The 15,663-nt window shown below is 62.3% G+C and carries 16 protein-coding genes and 2 pseudogenes; 9 read left to right on the top strand and 9 right to left on the bottom strand.

The features are described from left to right. Positions 1–27: 27 nt before the first annotated feature. The 4 genes from senB (at position 28) to EC86_RS0108810 (ending at position 4,776) form a co-directional block, all read left to right on the top strand. Positions 28–1,068 (top strand): selenoneine biosynthesis selenosugar synthase SenB, encoded by a 1,041-nt coding sequence (gene senB, locus EC86_RS0108795; protein ID WP_051676136.1) that lies wholly within the window; start codon positions 28–30, stop codon positions 1,066–1,068. Between the two features lie 10 nt (positions 1,069–1,078). Then, the gene (gene selD / locus EC86_RS0108800; RefSeq protein ID WP_029525290.1) at positions 1,079–2,152 is read left to right on the top strand and encodes a selenide, water dikinase SelD; all 1,074 of its coding nucleotides are present in this window, start codon (positions 1,079–1,081) and stop codon (positions 2,150–2,152) included. 154 nt (positions 2,153–2,306) lie between these two features. Next, entirely contained in the window at positions 2,307–2,930 is a 624-nt protein-coding gene (locus EC86_RS0108805; protein ID WP_029525291.1) for a TRAP transporter small permease subunit, read from the top strand. Positions 2,931–2,949: 19 nt separating this feature from the next. Next, positions 2,950–4,776: a TRAP transporter large permease gene (locus EC86_RS0108810; RefSeq protein ID WP_029525292.1), complete on the top strand. Its 1,827-nt coding sequence runs from the start codon at positions 2,950–2,952 to the stop codon at positions 4,774–4,776. A 118-nt stretch (positions 4,777–4,894) separates the two neighbouring features. Here EC86_RS0108810 and EC86_RS0108815 read toward each other — a convergent pair whose 3' ends face one another. The 4 genes from EC86_RS0108815 to xseB all read right to left on the bottom strand — a co-directional run bounded on the left by EC86_RS0108815 (position 4,895) and on the right by xseB (position 9,519). Next, complete coding sequence (locus tag EC86_RS0108815; RefSeq protein ID WP_029525293.1) at positions 4,895–5,977, bottom strand: TRAP transporter substrate-binding protein; 1,083 nt, start codon at positions 5,975–5,977, stop codon at positions 4,895–4,897. Positions 5,978–6,228: 251 nt separating this feature from the next. Then, the gene (dxs, locus tag EC86_RS0108820) at positions 6,229–8,139 is read right to left on the bottom strand and encodes a 1-deoxy-D-xylulose-5-phosphate synthase (RefSeq protein ID WP_029525294.1); all 1,911 of its coding nucleotides are present in this window, start codon (positions 8,137–8,139) and stop codon (positions 6,229–6,231) included. A gap of 31 nt (positions 8,140–8,170) precedes the next feature. Then, positions 8,171–9,142, bottom strand: a complete 972-nt coding sequence (locus EC86_RS0108825) for a polyprenyl synthetase family protein (RefSeq protein WP_198026767.1) — start codon at positions 9,140–9,142, stop codon at positions 8,171–8,173. 98 nt (positions 9,143–9,240) lie between these two features. After that, entirely contained in the window at positions 9,241–9,519 is a 279-nt protein-coding gene (gene xseB / locus EC86_RS26025; RefSeq protein ID WP_029525296.1) for an exodeoxyribonuclease VII small subunit, read from the bottom strand. 277 nt (positions 9,520–9,796) lie between these two features. Here xseB and EC86_RS0108835 point away from each other — a divergent pair, with 277 nt between their 5' ends. From EC86_RS0108835 to EC86_RS0108845, 3 genes are all read left to right on the top strand, one after another. Beyond that, positions 9,797–10,915, top strand: a complete 1,119-nt coding sequence (locus tag EC86_RS0108835; RefSeq protein WP_029525297.1) for an aromatic ring-hydroxylating oxygenase subunit alpha — start codon at positions 9,797–9,799, stop codon at positions 10,913–10,915. A 104-nt stretch (positions 10,916–11,019) separates the two neighbouring features. Further along, positions 11,020–11,922: a DMT family transporter gene (locus EC86_RS0108840; protein ID WP_029525298.1), complete on the top strand. Its 903-nt coding sequence runs from the start codon at positions 11,020–11,022 to the stop codon at positions 11,920–11,922. Between the two features lie 22 nt (positions 11,923–11,944). Next, positions 11,945–12,847, top strand: coding sequence for a sulfurtransferase (locus EC86_RS0108845; RefSeq protein ID WP_029525299.1), 903 nt, complete (start codon positions 11,945–11,947; stop codon positions 12,845–12,847). Positions 12,848–12,942: 95 nt separating this feature from the next. On the opposite strand, the gene EC86_RS28695 is transcribed toward EC86_RS0108845, so the two are convergent. Beyond that, positions 12,943–13,149 (bottom strand): hypothetical protein, encoded by a 207-nt coding sequence (locus EC86_RS28695; protein WP_156955265.1) that lies wholly within the window; start codon positions 13,147–13,149, stop codon positions 12,943–12,945. Positions 13,150–13,489: 340 nt separating this feature from the next. Between EC86_RS28695 and EC86_RS0108850 the strand changes: the two are divergent. After that, positions 13,490–13,699, top strand: a pseudogene (locus tag EC86_RS0108850) (KGG domain-containing protein); the annotation flags it as partial. A 155-nt stretch (positions 13,700–13,854) separates the two neighbouring features. Here the strand turns inward: EC86_RS0108850 and EC86_RS28700 are convergent. The 4 genes from EC86_RS28700 to EC86_RS0108860 form a co-directional block, all read right to left on the bottom strand. Further along, a complete protein-coding gene (locus EC86_RS28700; RefSeq protein WP_156955266.1) occupies positions 13,855–14,028 on the bottom strand; it encodes a hypothetical protein in 174 nt (57 codons plus the stop codon). A 229-nt stretch (positions 14,029–14,257) separates the two neighbouring features. Further along, a complete protein-coding gene (locus tag EC86_RS30360) occupies positions 14,258–14,383 on the bottom strand; it encodes a hypothetical protein (protein ID WP_269635696.1) in 126 nt (41 codons plus the stop codon). A gap of 9 nt (positions 14,384–14,392) precedes the next feature. Beyond that, on the bottom strand, positions 14,393–14,689 hold the full coding sequence (locus EC86_RS0108855) for a hypothetical protein (protein WP_029525301.1): 297 nt from the start codon (positions 14,687–14,689) through the stop codon (positions 14,393–14,395). Position 14,690: 1 nt separating this feature from the next. After that, on the bottom strand, positions 14,691–14,951 hold the full coding sequence (locus EC86_RS0108860) for a hypothetical protein (RefSeq protein ID WP_029525302.1): 261 nt from the start codon (positions 14,949–14,951) through the stop codon (positions 14,691–14,693). Between the two features lie 415 nt (positions 14,952–15,366). Between EC86_RS0108860 and EC86_RS30540 the strand changes: the two are divergent. After that, a pseudogene (locus tag EC86_RS30540) lies at positions 15,367–15,522 on the top strand (DUF6444 domain-containing protein); the annotation flags it as partial. Between the last annotated feature and the right edge of the window lie 141 nt (positions 15,523–15,663).

A 15,663-nucleotide genomic window follows, 5' to 3' on the forward strand; every position in this document is an offset into this window, starting at 1 on the left:
TCGATCAAACCGGGTGATGCATTGGGTATGAAATCTGAAGCCAAAACAGTGGTCCTGGTAAGCCCGGCGATGGCCGAATCAAACAATGGCAACTGGCATACAGCGCACCGCTGGGCACAATTTTTGTCTGGTTATTGTGACATTGCGCTGCTGCCGCAGTGGCCATCGCCACAGGTGACAAGAGTCGAGCCGCAAGCCATGGTGGCGCTGCATGCCCGCCGCTCGGCCGAATCGATCCAGGCCTGGGCCAAAGCCTGGCCCGGAAAGCCGCTGATCGTGGTGCTGACCGGCACCGACCTGTACCGCGACATCCATTTCGATGCCGATGCCCGGCAATCGCTGGCGCTGGCGTCCCGCCTGGTGGTGCTGCAGGACGCCGGGCTGGCGGCGCTGCCCGACGCCTGGCGCGCCAAGGCGCGGGTGATTTACCAGTCTGCCCCGGCCCTCAAGCCCGCCTGCAAGCCGGTCCACCGCTTCGGCGTGCTGATGGTCGGCCATCTGCGGGACGAAAAAGACCCGCTGACCTTCATGCGCGCCGCCGCGCACGGCTTTGCCGCCGGCATCCATTTCGACCAGATCGGCGAAGCACTGGCGCCGCGCTTCGCCGTGCAGGCCCGCGCCACGGCGCAGCGCCTGCCGCATTACCGCTGGCTGGGCGGACTGCCCCGCGCGCAAACGCGCCAGCGCATCAAGCGCGCGCACCTGCTGGTGAACTGCTCGCTGATGGAAGGCGGCGCGCAGGTCATCATGGAAGCCGTGCAGTCGTGTACGCCGGTGCTCGCGTCGCGCATCAGCGGCAACATCGGCATGCTGGGCACTGGCTATGCGGGCTACTTTGCGCCGGGGGACGACGCCGGGCTGGCAGCGCTGGTGCGGCGCTGCGCGGCCGAGCCTGCTTTCCTGGACCTGCTGCAAGGCCAATGCGCCGAACGCGCCCCGCTTTTTGGGCCGCAAACCGAAAAGCGGCTTGTCATAAACTTGCTGGCTTGCGCGGCGGGCAGTCCTGGCGGCCTCCCGCACGATCACCTTGCCCTGCCTGCCAGCCTATCCAGCCTGCCCTGTCCTTGAAAGTTTCCTGATGACCCCTTCCGACGCTCCAAAAACCCCGGCCGCACCGCGCCTGACCAGCCTGTCGCACGGCGGCGGCTGCGGCTGCAAGATTGCGCCGGGCGTGCTAACCGAGATCCTGAAGAATTCGAGCAACCTGCCAGGCATTAATCTGCCGCCGCAACTGCTGGTCGGCATTGAAACCGCCGACGATGCCGCCGTGTACCAGCTCAACGACGATCAAGCCTTGATTGCCACCACCGACTTTTTCATGCCCATCGTCGATGACCCGTACGACTTTGGCCGCATCGCCGCGACCAACGCCATCAGCGACGTGTACGCCATGGGCGGCACGCCCATCATGGCGCTGGGCATCGTCGGCATGCCGATCAACGTGCTGCCGCTGGAAACCATCGGCGCCATTTTGCGCGGCGGCCAGGACGTGTGCCGCGACGCCGGCATCCCGATTGCCGGCGGCCACACCATCGACTCGGTCGAGCCGATCTACGGCCTGGTGGTGATGGGGCTGATCCACCCTTCGCGCGTCAAGAAAAACTCCGGCGCCCAGGCAGGCGATGTGCTCATCCTGGGCAAGCCGCTGGGCGTCGGCATTTTGTCGGCAGCGCTGAAAAAGGAAGCGCTGAGCGCCGAAGGCTATGCGCAGATGATTGCCGTCACCACGCAGCTGAACAAGCCGGGCATCGAACTCTCGGCCATGGACGCGGTGCATGCGCTGACCGACGTGACCGGTTTTGGCCTGCTCGGCCACGGGTTAGAGCTGGCGCGCGGCGCACAGCTCAAGATGCAGCTTCAGCTCGACCAGGTTCCGCTGCTGCCCGGCGTGCTCGAACTCGCCAAACAGGGCATGGTCACCGGCGCGTCGGGGCGCAATTGGGAAAGCTATGGCGCGGAGGTGGTCCTGACCGCCGCCATCAGTCCGGCACACCAGGCCCTGCTGAGCGACCCGCAGACCAGCGGCGGCCTGCTGGTGGCCTGCGCGCCCGAGGCGGCCGACGCAGTGCTGGCCTGTTTTTACGCGCAGGGCTTTCCCGGTGCCCGAATCGTCGGTCGCATGCTGGAAGGCCAGGGCGTGGAAGTTCTGTGAAACGCTCCAGGAAAATCACGCCGCCAGGAACGGTCTGGCGGTTCTGTAATTCCTTCTAAAATCCCTCACCCACGCAAGCTTCATCCGGAACGACGCACCCATGTCTTCCGGATGAATTTTTATGCGTGGTTTCCTTTACCCTGGAGACAAAAAAATGCGCGCCCTGTTGAAGTTTTCCAATGCCGTGGACTGGCTCAATGCCCAGGTCGGCAAGTACGTGATCTGGCTCATCTTTGCCGCCACGGCCATCAGTGCCGTCAATGCCATCGTGCGCAAGGTATTCGACACCAGCTCCAACGCCTTCCTCGAAGCGCAGTGGTACCTGTTTGCCTGGTCCTTCCTGGCGGCGGCCGGCTACACGCTGCTGCACCGCGAGCATGTGCGCATCGACGTGCTGAACAGCCGCCTGTCCAAGCGTGCGCAGGTCTGGATCGACATCATCGGCTTCGCCTTCTTCCTGACGCCGCTTTGCCTTGTGGTGCTGTACCTCGGCACGCCGCTGGCCATCCAGATGTACCAGACCGGCGAGATGTCCGGCAACTCGGGCGGCCTGATCCGCTGGCCGGTCTGGGCGGCACTGCCTGTTGGCTTCACGCTGCTGATGCTGCAAGGCTGGTCGGAACTCATCAAGCGCATCGCCTTCCTGCGCGGCGAGGGACCCGACCCGATGGGTCGCCTTGCCGACAAGTCGGCCGAGGAAGAACTGGCCGAGGCGCTGCGCGCCCGGACGGCAGCCGTAACCCTTGAAGCCGGCGGCGACGCTGCCCCCCAACGCTAAGCGCCCGGAACGACTCACCATGGAATTCTTCACCACCAATTTCGCCCCGATCATGTTCGCCGGGCTGTTCATATTCCTGCTGCTGGGCTTTCCGGTCGCCTTCAGCCTGGGCGCCTGCGGCCTGTTCTTCGGTTTCGTCGGCATCGAAGTCGGCGTGTTCCCCTCGTCCGTGATCGCTTGGCTGCCCCAGCGCCTGATTGGCATCATGTCCAATGACACGCTGCTGGCCGTGCCCTTCTTCACCTTCATGGGGCTGATCCTGGAGCGCAGCGGCATGGCGGAGGACCTGCTCGACACCATCGGCCAGGTCTTCGGGCCAATGCGCGGCGGCTTGGCGCTGGCGGTGATCTTCGTCGGCGCGCTGCTGGCGGCCACGACCGGTGTGGTGGCAGCGTCGGTCATCTCCATGGGCCTGATCTCCCTGCCCATCATGCTGCGCTATGGCTACCACAGGCCCCTGACAGCGGGGGTGATTGCCGCCTCCGGCACCCTGGCGCAGATCATCCCGCCTTCGCTGGTGCTGATCATCATGGCCGACCAGCTCGGCCGCAGCGTCGGCGACATGTACAAGGGCGCTTTCCTGCCCGGCTTCATGCTGATGGGCCTGTATGTCGTCTATGTGATGGCTTTGGCTATCTTCAAACCGGCGCTCGTCCCGGCATTGCCGCCGGAGGCGCGCACCTACCGCGAACCCAATGGCAGCGGCGGCTACGCCTCGCTGGCCGTGCTGACGGCACTGTCAGCCGCGGTCGCCGTCGTGCTCGCACGCAACATGGAGGCGGTGCATAGCTGGTGGCAAGGCACGCAGGTGACCTCCGTGCCCACCGACGAAAAAGTGGTGGTCGCCATGTGCGGCGGCGTATTCCTGGCGCTGGTCATCGCGCTGGTGAACCGCGCTACCCGGCTCGGCCTGCTGTCGCGCTTGGCCGAGCGCGTAACCTTTGTCCTGATCCCGCCGCTGCTGCTGATCTTCCTGGTGCTGGGCACCATCTTCCTGGGCGTGGCGACGCCGACCGAAGGTGGCGCCATGGGCGCCATGGGTGCGCTGGTCATGGGGTGGGCGCGCGGCCGGCTGGACATGAAGCTGCTCAAGCAGTCCCTGGCGTCGACCACCCGGCTGGCCAGCTTCGTGATGTTCATCCTGATCGGCGCCACCGTGTTCAGCCTGGTGTTCCAGGCCGCCGATGGACCGAAATGGGTGGAGCACCTGCTGACTGACCTGCCCGGCGGCCAGATCGGCTTCCTGATCCTGGTCAACGTCATGATCTTCTTCCTGGCGTTTTTCCTCGATTACTTCGAACTGTCCTTCATCGTGGTGCCGCTGCTGGCGCCGGTGGCCGACAAGCTGGGCATCGACCTGATCTGGTTCGGCGTGCTGCTGGCGGTGAACATGCAGACCTCCTTCATGCATCCGCCGTTCGGCTTCGCGCTGTTTTTCCTGCGCTCGGTCGCCCCGGAAAAGCCTTATGTGGACAGGGTGACCCGCAAGATCATGGAGCCGGTGACCACGATGCAGATCTACAAGGGCGCCATTCCCTTCGTGCTGATCCAGTTGACCATGGTCGGCCTGCTGATCGCCTTCCCCCAACTGGTGACCGGCAGTTTGGACAAGAAACAGGAGGTCAACATGGAAAGCATCGGCGAGCAGATGCGCGACAGCCTGCCACCCCAGGGAGAAGGGGCCGAATACGGCAGCGAGGAAGCACCTTCCGCCCCAAGCCAGCCAGGCACCAGCGAGAATTCAGTGCCCGCGACAGGTCCAGCCAGCCTTCAAGCGGCGCCTGCGCCGGAAGACGACCCGATGAAGGCCATGCAAGACGCCCTCAAGGCGGAAGGCAAGAAATAGCGGATTTCCCAGGCCAGGCAGCATCGGCCTTTGCGATGCCTGTCCGGCCCCATAAAAAAAAGCCGCCCTGGGGCGGCTTTTTTTATTCCTGCCTGTAAAACGGCAGGAGTGGGCAAACTCAGATCTTGACAGAGCTCATGTACTGGTTGAAGGGGTACTCGGAAAAGCGGTTCCAGAGTATCTGGTCGCGCTGGAAGGCGCGCATGTCATCGTGGATTTTCTTGAACTCTGGCGACTTGCCGCTGTGCTCTTCAAACACTTCCATCGAAGCCTTGAAGCCAGCATCCATGACGGCCTTCGGAAAAGCCTTGAGCTGGGTTTTCTCGGCGACGAGCTTCTTCAGGGCAATGGGGTTATAGGCGTCGTACTTGGCTGTCATGTCGCGCGCCGCCACGGTGGTCGCTGCGTCGAGGATGGCCTTGTTCTCGTCCGACAGCTTGGCGTAAGCCTTGTTGTTGATAAAGAACTCGAGGTCGGCGCCGCCTTCCCACCAACCAGGATAGTAGTAGAACGGAGCTACCTTGTTGAAGCCCAGCTTGGCGTCGTCGTAGGGACCGACGAACTCGGAAGCGTCCAGCGTGCCTTTTTCAAGAGCCTGATATATCTCACCACCTGGCATGTTCTGCGCCACCACGCCCAGCTTGGCCATGGCCTCGCCGAACAGTCCACCTCCCAGACGCATCTTCAGGCCCTTCAGGTCGGCCACAGTCTTAATTTCCTTGCGGTACCAACCACCCATCTGCGTGCCGGTGTTGCCAGCGCTGGCGGTGCGGAAGTTGTATTGGGCAAAAAAGGCATCCAACAGCTTGCGGCCATTGCCATACTGCTTCCAGGAATCGTTCTGGCGTGCGGTCAGACCAAATGGGACAGCGCAGCTGAAGGCAAAGATCGGGTTTTTCCCAGTGAAATAGTAAGCTGCACTTTGCGCCATTTCGATGGTATCGCCCTGCAGCGCATCCACCACGCCAAAGGCGGGCATCAGTTCGCCGGCAGGATGAACCGAGATTTCGAACTTGCCGCCCGACAGCGCCTTGACGGTCTTGGAAAGCATTTCCGCGCTGCCAAAAATCGTGTCAAGCGATTTGGGAAAGCTCGATGCCAGGCGCCAGCGAACGGCTGCCTGGGCATGAACCGCAGGCGCAACGCCCGCAGCCAGCACACCGGCAATGCCAGCATTTTTGATGAGTGATCGACGATCCATGAATACTCTCTTTTTGAAAGGTTAACGATTGCTTGTTTCGTAGTTGCCTGCCGGTCAGCCCCCAAGATTTCTTGCGGCAATGCCCTTGACAGTCACGATGGCCGCAGGTAATGGCCTGCCTGCTATTTTGTCAGTTTTTGTACAGCTTGAGCCCCGTTGTTACCCGTAGAAAGGTGCAAAAAGAGGGATGCGACAGCAACCTGGCGCATGCGGGCAGTCCGCCTACGCTTCGCAAGGATTAAACGGTTCGGTCAGGCCACTGATTTAAGTACCACCTTGGCCAGCGGTTCGTGCAACTTGATGCTGTCGAAACGCTTGCGGATGACTGCCTCGATGCCGGCGGCATCCAGGCCCTGCAAGGCGAGCAACTGGGCATGGTCGCCATGCTCGATGAATTCGTCCGAAAGGCCTAGCTGCAGCAGCGGCCTGAGGACGCCTGCCGCCTGCAATGCCTCACCGACTGCGCTGCCCGCGCCGCCCATGATGGCGCCCTCTTCGACCGTGACCAGCGCTTCATGGCTGGCGGCGATCTTCAGCAGCAGCGCGGTATCCAGCGGCTTGGCCCAGCGCATGTTGACCACCGTCGCACCGAGTTTTTCGGCCGCCTGCAGCGCCGGATAAAGCAGCGTTCCGAAGGCGAGGATTGCAATGCCCTGGCCTTCCCGGCGGACCTCGCCCTTGCCAAAGGGCAGCGACTTCAGACCGGCCTCGGGCTCGACGCCCGCTCCGGCCCCGCGCGGATAGCGCACGGCGACCGGCGAATTCTGCTCGAATGCGGTGCTCAAGAGCTTGCGGCATTCGTTCTCGTCGGCCGGGCAGGCCAGGCTCATGTTGGGAATGCAGCGCAGGAACGCAATGTCGTAGGCGCCGGCGTGGGTTGCGCCATCGGCACCGACCAGCCCGGCGCGGTCCAGCGCGAACACCACCGGCAGGTTTTGCAGCGCCACGTCGTGGATCAGCTGGTCGTAGCCGCGCTGCAGGAAGGTCGAGTAAATCGCCACCACGGGCTTGAGGCCCTCGCAGGCCATGCCGGCGGCGAACGTCACCGCATGCTGCTCGGCAATGCCGACATCGTGGTAGCGCTTGGGAAAGCGCCGGTGAAACTCCACCATGCCCGAGCCTTCGCGCATGGCCGGCGTGATGCCGACCAGACGCGGGTCGTGCTCGGCCATGTCGCACAGCCAGCGGCCAAACACCTGGGTGAAGGTCTGCTTGGCGGGCGTGCTGGACTTTTGCAGGCCCATGATTGGATCGAACTTGCCGGGGCCGTGGTAGGCAATCGGGTCCGCTTCGGCGAGCTTGTAGCCCTGGCCTTTCTTGGTGACCACATGCAGGAACTGCGGCCCTGCGCCAGTGGCCATCAAATGCTTGATGTTTTCCAGCGTGGGAATCAGCGATTCCAGGTCGTGGCCGTCGATCGGCCCGATGTAGTTGAAGCCGAAGTTCTCGAACAGCGTGCCGGGCACGACCATGCCTTTGGCATGGGTTTCGAGCCGGCGCGCCAGTTCTAGCAGCGGCGGCGCCACCTGCAGCACCTTCTTGCCGACCTGCCGGGCCGAGGCGTAAAAGCGCCCGCTCATCAGTTGGGCCAGGTGGCGGTTCAGGGCGCCCACGGGCGGGCTGATGCTCATGTCGTTGTCGTTGAGCACCACCAGCAGCCGGCTGTCGTCGTGCACGCCGGCGTTGTTCATGGCCTCGAACGCCATACCGGCGCTCATCGAGCCATCGCCGATGATGGCCACGGCATTGCGGTCCTCGCCCTTGAACTGCGAGGCCAGCGCCATGCCGAGCGCCGCCGAGATCGAGGTCGATGAATGCGCCGTGCCAAAGGTGTCGTACTCGCTCTCGTCGCGGCGCGGAAAGCCCGACAGGCCGCCGAACTGGCGCAGGCTGGCCATGCGTTCGCGCCGGCCGGTCAGGATCTTGTGCGGATAGGTCTGGTGGCCCACGTCCCAGACCAGCCGGTCGTCGGGCGTATTGAAGACATAGTGCAGCGCCACGGTCAGCTCGACCGTCCCCAGGTTGGAGCTTAAATGCCCACCGGTTTTGGACACGCTGTCGAGCACATAGGCGCGCAGCTCATCGGCCAGCGTCTTGAGCTGTGCGCGCGGGAGCCTGCGCAGGTCAGCCGGACTGTTGATGGTTTCAAGCAATGAGTACATCGTGGTGTATTTCCTTTATGGCGGGGCCGGGCTAATGCTGCCGATTGACCAGCATGTCGGCCAGCGCCCGCAAGGCATGGGTATTTACAAGCTGGCTGGCCTGAAGGCTGTCCAGGGCTTTGGCCAGCAATTCCTGCGCATAGCAGCGGGAAGCCTCCAGCCCCATCAGCGAGACGAAGGTCGGTTTGTCCTGCGCGGCATCCTTGCCGGCGGTCTTGCCCAGCGTGGCCGCGTCGGCCGTCACGTCCAGGATGTCGTCGACGACCTGGAACGCCAGGCCGACAGCAGCGCCGTAATTACGCAAGGCATCCAGTGCCGCCGGGGAGGCGCTGCCGCAGGCGGCGCCCATCATCACGCTGGCTTGCAGCAGCGCGCCGGTCTTGAGGCGGTGCATCTCGTGCAGTTGCGCCGAGCTCAAAGGCATGCCGACGCTGGCCAGGTCAATGGCCTGCCCGCCCGCCATGCCCTGGTAGCCGGCGGCCTGGGCCAGCAGGCGGCACAGGCGCGCCTGCGTGCCGGCATCGACCGATGCGTCGTCGGGGGTCAGCAGTTCAAACGCCAGCGCCTGCAGGGCATCGCCGGCCAGCAGCGCCTGCGCCTCGCCGAACTGCACATGCACCGTGGGCTTGCCACGGCGCAGCACGTCGTTGTCCATGCACGGCATGTCGTCATGCACCAGCGAATAGGCATGGATCAGTTCGACCGCGCAGGCCGGGCGCAAGGCCACCGCTGCATTGCCGTTGGCGGCATCGCAGGCAGCCATCACCAGCAGCGGACGCAGCCGCTTGCCGCCGTCGAGCACCGCATAACGCATGGCATCGCCAAGCCCGGCCGGCGCCGGTGCATTGGCCGGGCTGGCAACCCAGCGGGACAGTGCGTGCTCGATGGCGGCGAGTTGCCCGGTGCTCCAGGCGCCCAGGTCAAACAGGGAAAGGTGTTCGGGAGCGTTCAATTCAGTGGTCTTTTGCGCTGGGGCGGTGACGCCGTTGATAACAGGGAACATGGGGATGTTTTCAATTCAAGCCAGCCCGGCGCCCGTTGGCCGACAGCGCTGCGGGCAAGGACAAAGCATGGGCTGGTGCATTTGAGCCTGAACAGGATTTACGCCTGGGTCCAGGGCTTGAGTTCGGTGCCTTCGAGGACCTTGATCTGGTTTTCGACCGCTTCGAGCCGGTCACGGCAAAATTTGAGCAACTGCGCGCCGCGCTGGTAGCCCGTGAGCAGCTGGTCCAGCGGCAACTGACCGGACTCCAGCCGGGCGACCAGTCCTTCGAGCTCCTGCAATGCGGCCTCGTAGGTCGCAGGCAATGCCGGCAGCGGCGTGGCGCTGGCGTCCGGGGCAAGCGGTGATGCAGTAGATGAAGCGGAGCTTTTGGCCATGTGATTAGGATTGTGGAACTGGATTTTAAAGGCTTGCGGTGATTCTGGAGGCGGGCGCCCGCAAAGCCGGGCAGCGACACATTATCCCGCTGGCTGCAGAAGGGCTCTTGTAGGAATGGCGCGCGGGTACACTTGATAACCATTCTCGATACCGAAACTGGCCATACTCATGGCGAGTTCGCCCTAATTTTTTTTCCGCAGGCTGCTTCCAGCCTGCTTGTTCACCTGGCTTTTACACCGTTACCCACCGGCTGCGGCGGCCTGTTGAGAGAAACCGATGCCCAATAAAAGCCTCCGGCTGTTGCAAGCCACCAGCCAGCTCCCCATTTTCAGCTATTTCGACGCCGGGCTTTACCAGCGCGAACAGCAAAAACTGTTCGCGCGCGGACCGCGCTACCTGGGCCACGAACTGGCCGTGCCCAACCTGGGCGACTACTACACCCTGCCGCACGAGGGCGATGGCCGCGCACTGGTGAGGAACGCCTCGGGTATCGAGCTGATTTCCAACGTCTGCCGGCATCGCCAGTCCACCATGCTGCAGGGCCGTGGCAACACCGGCAGCAACATCGTCTGCCCGCTGCACCGCTGGACCTACAACACCTCGGGCGAGCTGATCGGTGCGCCGCACTTTGAAGTCGATCCCTGCCTGAACCTGAACCGCTACAAGACCACGACCTGGAACGGCCTGGTGTTCGAGGACACCGGCCGCAACATCGCCGCCGACATGGCGGGGCTGGGCCACATGGCCGACCTTGATTTTTCGGGCTACCAGCTCGACAAGGTGCATATTCACGAGTGCAACTACAACTGGAAGACCTTCATCGAGGTCTATCTGGAGGACTACCATGTCGGCCCCTTCCATCCCGGACTGGGCGGCTTCGTCACCACCGACGACCTGCGCTGGGAGCTGGCGCCAAGCTATTCTGTGCAGACCGTGGGCGTGTCCGACAAGCTCGGCAAGCCCGGCACCGATGTGTACAAGCTCTGGCACGACGTGGTGCTGCAGTACCGCAACGGCCAGCCGCCCAAGTACGGCGCGATCTGGCTGACCTGCTACCCGCACATCATGGTCGAGTGGTATCCGCACACGCTGGTGGTCAGCACGCTGCACCCGCAGGGGCCGGACAAGACGCTGAATGTGGTGGAATTTTTCTACCCTGAAGAAATCTGCGCCTTCGAGCGCGAATTCATCGAAGCCCAGCAGGCCGCCTACATGGAAACCTGCGTCGAGGACGATGAACTCGCGCTGCGCATGGACGCCGGCCGCAAGGCGCTGATGCAGCGCGGTGACAACGAGTTCGGCCCCTACCAGAGCCCGATGGAAGACGGCATGCAGCACTTTCACGAGTGGTATCGCCGTGAAATGGGCGCCAGCAAAACCACCCAGATGATCTGAGGGCGTTGCGCCCGCCTCCATACTGCTATTTATTACATAGCAGCTTATGCACGCCGGGCATGCGCAAAAGACCTTTTTAACCCATAAAATCCGAAAATCAAGCGATGCAAGCCGTCTGGATGGTCCTGTCCGCATTCCTGATCGCCTCCATGGGCGTGTGCGTCAAGTTTGCCGCCGAGCATTTCAACAGCGCCGAGCTGGTGTTTTACCGGGGCGTGGTCAGCATTGCGTTCATGTCGCTGTATGCGCGGGTGCATGGCACCTCCCTGCGCACCGCCTACCCGGCCATGCATGCCTGGCGCAGCGTGATCGGCGTGATGTCGCTGTCGGCCTGGTTCTACGCCATTGCCCACCTGCCGCTGGCCACCGCCATGACGCTGAACTACATGAGCAGCGTATGGATTGCCGCCTTTCTGGTGGGCGGCGCGCTGATGCTGGGCAAGCCGGGCAGGAAAGGCCCGAACCAGGGTCCGCTGGTGCTGGCGATCCTGGCAAGCTTCGCGGGCGTGGTCATGCTGCTGCGCCCCGCCATGGACCAGAACCAGAGCTTTGCCGGCCTGGTCGGGCTGCTGTCTGGACTGGGTGCGGCCTTTGCCTACATGCAGGTCATGGCGATCTCGCGGCTGGGCGAGCCCGAAATCCGCACGGTGTTTTATTTCGGCGTCGGCACGGCGGTCGCGGGCGCACTGGGCATGGCGCTGACCGGCACATCGGCCTGGAGCTGGCAGCAAGCACTATGGCTGCCGCCCATCGGCATCCTGGCGTCGCTCGGGCAACTGGCCATGACCAAGGCCTATTCGATGTCGAAAAACCATGGCAGCACCCTGATGGTCGCCAACCTGCAATATTCGGGAATTGTGTTCGCCGCGCTCTACAGCCTGGTCCTTTTTGGTGACAATATTCCCCTGACGGGCTGGGCCGGCATGGCGCTCATCATCGTCAGCGCCGTCGCCGCCACGATGCTGCGGTCCCGCGCGGCGCCCGATGCGCCGGCCGAAGAACATTGAGTCCGCTACCCAAGGAACCCTGATGACCAACCACACCACCCTGATCTCGGCCGAGCAACTGCAGTCACTGATGAAAAGCGGCCAGCCCCTGCGCACCTTCGACTGCAGTTTTGATTTGACGCAGCCGCACGCGGGCGAGCAGAACTACCTCAAGTCGCATATTCCCGGCGCCATCTACGCCGATCTGGAAACCGCCCTCACTGCCCGCCACGGTGTGCCCGGCGCGCATGGGCTGATCACCGCCTCAGGCGCCGACGCGCCGGCCTCGGGCGGACGCCATCCGCTGCCCAACCGCGAAAAATTCGCCACCTGGCTGTCCAGCGTCGGCATGGGCAATGAAATGCAGGCGGTCGTCTATGACCGCAATGGCGCCAATTACTGCGGCCGCCTGTGGTGGATGCTCAAATGGGCCGGCCATGAAAACGTCGCCGTGCTCGATGGCGGGCTGCAGGCCTGGCAGGCAGCAGGCTACCCGGTTAACAGCGGCGAAGAACCCGCCCATTTCCAGACGAACTTCCTGACCGGCCCTGAGCACGCCCGGCTGGTGGACGCTCAAACCGTTGCCAGCCAGCTCGGACGCCCCGCCCAGACCCTGATCGATGCGCGATCCACGCCGCGCTTCAAAGGCGAGGTCGAGCCGCTCGACCCGGTCGCCGGCCATATCCCGGGCGCGCTCAATCGCCCTTTCACACTGAACCTGACGCCCGACGGAAAATTCAAGCCCGCCGAGCAGCTAAAGGCTGAATTCACCGCCTTGCTGGGGCAGCGCGACCCGGCTACCGTGGTCCACCATTGCGGCAGCGGCGTCAGCGCACTGCCCAACCTGATTGCGATGGAACTTGCCGGCCTGGGACGCACCGCGCTGTATGCCGGCAGCTGGAGCGACTGGTGCAAGGACCCGAACCGGCCCATGGCGCAGGGCTGACGCGCCAAGGCAGCGGCTTCATCGAAAAAAGCCCCAAGCGCCTGCTGCGCATGGGGCTTTTTCTCGAAGTGCGTGTCGCCGGGTTTTTTAAGGGCTTAACCGCCGCTGCCGCTGGCGGCGCTGGCTGGTGGCATGGCAGAGCCGTTGCCCATCGATCCTGTACCGGTGGAGGGGCTGGTTGAAGAAGATCCCGGCGTCGCAGGGGTTGCATTGTCTGCCTTCTTGTTGCAGCCAGCTAGTGCCAGCGCAGCGGCCAGCGCAAGCGCCGCAGCGGTTCCAGTTTTCAGTGTCGATGCGTTCATATCAGTTTTCCTTTGAAAGGTGAGAGCGGCTGACTGTCAGCCAAAGGTCAATTTAGCTGCTGGCCTTCAAAATGGGGCATGAGACACATGCCTCATGAAATGTAGGGATTTTTCGCGTTGCCCCCTTGGCCGGGGACCAGCCACGGGCAAGGATGAAGACAAAACTGAAGCCTTTACTTCCTCTTGTCCTACATAAATAGTCGAGTTAATACTGACAAAATTGCCAAAAATAGCAGAAAAAATAAAAATGTGACAAGCTATGGCGGCGAGTCACTTTCATCCATGAAGCGCTTGCATGGATTGCAGGTTTTCAAGGCGTACCCCCAAAGGAGATATTGAAATGGCAACTAGCAAACAAGACAGCAAAGCCGCTGGCAAGCAGGGTGGAAAATCCGAACGTGGCTTTGCGGCCATGAACCCTGAACGTCAGCGTGAAATTGCCAGGGAAGGTGGAAGGGCCGCGCACCAGAGCGGAAACGCCCATGAATTCACGTCCGAAGAAGCGCGCGCGGCGGGTCGCAAGGGTGGCCAGGCGAGCAGCAAGCAGCGCTAAAGGCCAGTTTGACCCAGCAAAAAGGACGTTTCAGGCGCCTTTTTTGTTTTAAGTTCCAGGTTCCAACCATCGACTCTGGCCGCTGGAACTTGTACACCAATCAACCTGTCCGGGCGACCATTCGCCCTGTTTTCCAGAGCAAGCAGAACCGCTCAGTTGATTAACCACGCGTGACGTGCCAAGCTTTGCCGTTTGTGCGGATTGTCTTTCCAGGGCCCGGAGTTTGGCCCCTGTTCTTTCCAGCCCCTGGAGCCGTTGTCCGGGCGCTCCGGATGGCTTCTGGAGGGTTTTGCCTCACGCTCGCTGCCGGGCTTGTAGTCTTTCATGATGGCGTCCTTGCATGGCGGGCAACTCTCTGACCGTGAAAAACAGCCAGCAACAGCGTTCCATGTCTTGGATTGACTCTAAGCAACGCCACTGATCTGCCTTGTAGGAAGTTCTTGCTATTGACCTAGGAAAATTCTTAAAACGCCACACCTTCAGCCACGGCGCTCAAGACGCATGGGACCTTTTCACTACAGAATTTCTGGAGGTCGCGAAGGTCCGGTTTTGCGCTCAGTGGCAGCCCATGCCCGCCGGGAGAATCATCGGCATCGGCGTTGGCTGGACTTCGCCGGGTTCCGGCGGCGTGGACAAGGGCTGGACCGGTTCGGGCGGAGGGACGTTAGGGTTGGTGGCCATATATTGCTTTCAGCTTGCCTGGTTGGACGGATGGGGTTGACTGGGCGGCTCGCTCAACTCGGGACGTTGCGGCAAGTCGCGGATCATGGCCTCGCCAACTGCGTCGCGGCCGTCTGAAGGCAGGTCGGGTTCCAGTGCCATACCAGGCTCCTCGCCGCCCGGCTTGTGGCGTGGGGCCAATGGTTCAGCGCCGGAACTGGCTTGTTGGTCAAGCACCGTGGCGGCGTGGCCGGCCATGTTCGGATTGGCAGGCGAAGCGTCGGCTTGTATTGCCTTGGGGTCACGGGCGTCTGCGGAAACATTCATTTTAAAAACCTCCAAGCATCAGGGGAACGTCATGGCTGGCAACGGTCGCCGCAGCAATCATCGAGACGAATACAGCCGCGCCAAAAGCCATGTAGCCGGCAAATCTGGAGTGCAGTTTTCCGGACTGACGTACGCGGAAGCCGGGAATCCTCTGCTCCTCGCGCTTGGCTGTCTGACCGCCTTGAAAGGGTTTTTTGCGTTCGGCCGCCAGGCTTGCGGGCTGGCCGACTGGAACTGAAACAGCTGAAAGCGACTTGTTCATGGTTGGCCTGCCTTCATTCCGGGGTTGATTTATTCACTGCCTTGATCTTCCAGCACGCCAGCCCAGCGGTTTATAGGCCGCCAAGCCCTGTCCCTGTAAGCTTTCGGATGACAACCGGGCAAGCCCAAACCGGCACGGCTGCACGGCCTCGGGAATGAACCGCACGGCATGCTGCCAGCGGATATTTATGCTGCGGCAAGACCCCGAAGGCTGACATCGCAGACAGCTTTGAAATATTGATAAAAAATCAGGCTTGCGCTTATAGAGCAAGGTTTCTTAGCTATAAGAAAAATAGCTTTCGAGAAACTTTTTTTTGTGACTTTTCAGATCTCCTGAATTTCAGGACATGAGGGGTTATGTCAAACTCGAACCCGTGCAAAACCCCAACGCCACCGCCGACCTGACGTTCCAGGCCATGGACGAGAAAGCCAAAGCACTGCAAGGGCAAGTTGAGGTTCTGACAAACGAAGTTGAAAGACTGCGTTTGCGTATCAAGGAGCTCAAAGGGCAGGCGTCCAAGAACAGCAAGAACTCCAGCAAGCCGCCATCCTCCGATGGATCGAAGAAGACGACCTCGCTGCGCGTGGCCCCAGGCAAGAAGCCGGGCGGGCAGGCCGCGCATGCGGGCAAGACGTTGGCACAAACAGACACGCCAGACATCGTCGTCCAGCAAGCACCGCCCGAGCGCTGCGATGTCTGCCAGGCGACGCTG

Source organism: Polaromonas glacialis (assembly GCF_000709345.1).
GTDB classification, from domain to species: domain Bacteria; phylum Pseudomonadota; class Gammaproteobacteria; order Burkholderiales; family Burkholderiaceae_C; genus Polaromonas; species Polaromonas glacialis.

Coding starts and splice junctions, on each gene's coding strand:
- senB (WP_051676136.1), top strand. CDS start 28: ATGAAATCTGAAGCCAAAACAGTGGTCCTGGTAAGCCCGGCGATGGCC.
- selD (WP_029525290.1), top strand. CDS start 1,079: ATGACCCCTTCCGACGCTCCAAAAACCCCGGCCGCACCGCGCCTGACC.
- EC86_RS0108805 (WP_029525291.1), top strand. CDS start 2,307: ATGCGCGCCCTGTTGAAGTTTTCCAATGCCGTGGACTGGCTCAATGCC.
- EC86_RS0108810 (WP_029525292.1), top strand. CDS start 2,950: ATGGAATTCTTCACCACCAATTTCGCCCCGATCATGTTCGCCGGGCTG.
- EC86_RS0108815 (WP_029525293.1), bottom strand. CDS start 5,977: ATGGATCGTCGATCACTCATCAAAAATGCTGGCATTGCCGGTGTGCTG.
- dxs (WP_029525294.1), bottom strand. CDS start 8,139: ATGTACTCATTGCTTGAAACCATCAACAGTCCGGCTGACCTGCGCAGG.
- EC86_RS0108825 (WP_198026767.1), bottom strand. CDS start 9,142: ATGTTCCCTGTTATCAACGGCGTCACCGCCCCAGCGCAAAAGACCACT.
- xseB (WP_029525296.1), bottom strand. CDS start 9,519: ATGGCCAAAAGCTCCGCTTCATCTACTGCATCACCGCTTGCCCCGGAC.
- EC86_RS0108835 (WP_029525297.1), top strand. CDS start 9,797: ATGCCCAATAAAAGCCTCCGGCTGTTGCAAGCCACCAGCCAGCTCCCC.
- EC86_RS0108840 (WP_029525298.1), top strand. CDS start 11,020: ATGCAAGCCGTCTGGATGGTCCTGTCCGCATTCCTGATCGCCTCCATG.
- EC86_RS0108845 (WP_029525299.1), top strand. CDS start 11,945: ATGACCAACCACACCACCCTGATCTCGGCCGAGCAACTGCAGTCACTG.
- EC86_RS28695 (WP_156955265.1), bottom strand. CDS start 13,149: ATGAACGCATCGACACTGAAAACTGGAACCGCTGCGGCGCTTGCGCTG.
- EC86_RS28700 (WP_156955266.1), bottom strand. CDS start 14,028: ATGAAAGACTACAAGCCCGGCAGCGAGCGTGAGGCAAAACCCTCCAGA.
- EC86_RS30360 (WP_269635696.1), bottom strand. CDS start 14,383: ATGGCCACCAACCCTAACGTCCCTCCGCCCGAACCGGTCCAGCCCTTG.
- EC86_RS0108855 (WP_029525301.1), bottom strand. CDS start 14,689: ATGAATGTTTCCGCAGACGCCCGTGACCCCAAGGCAATACAAGCCGAC.
- EC86_RS0108860 (WP_029525302.1), bottom strand. CDS start 14,951: ATGAACAAGTCGCTTTCAGCTGTTTCAGTTCCAGTCGGCCAGCCCGCA.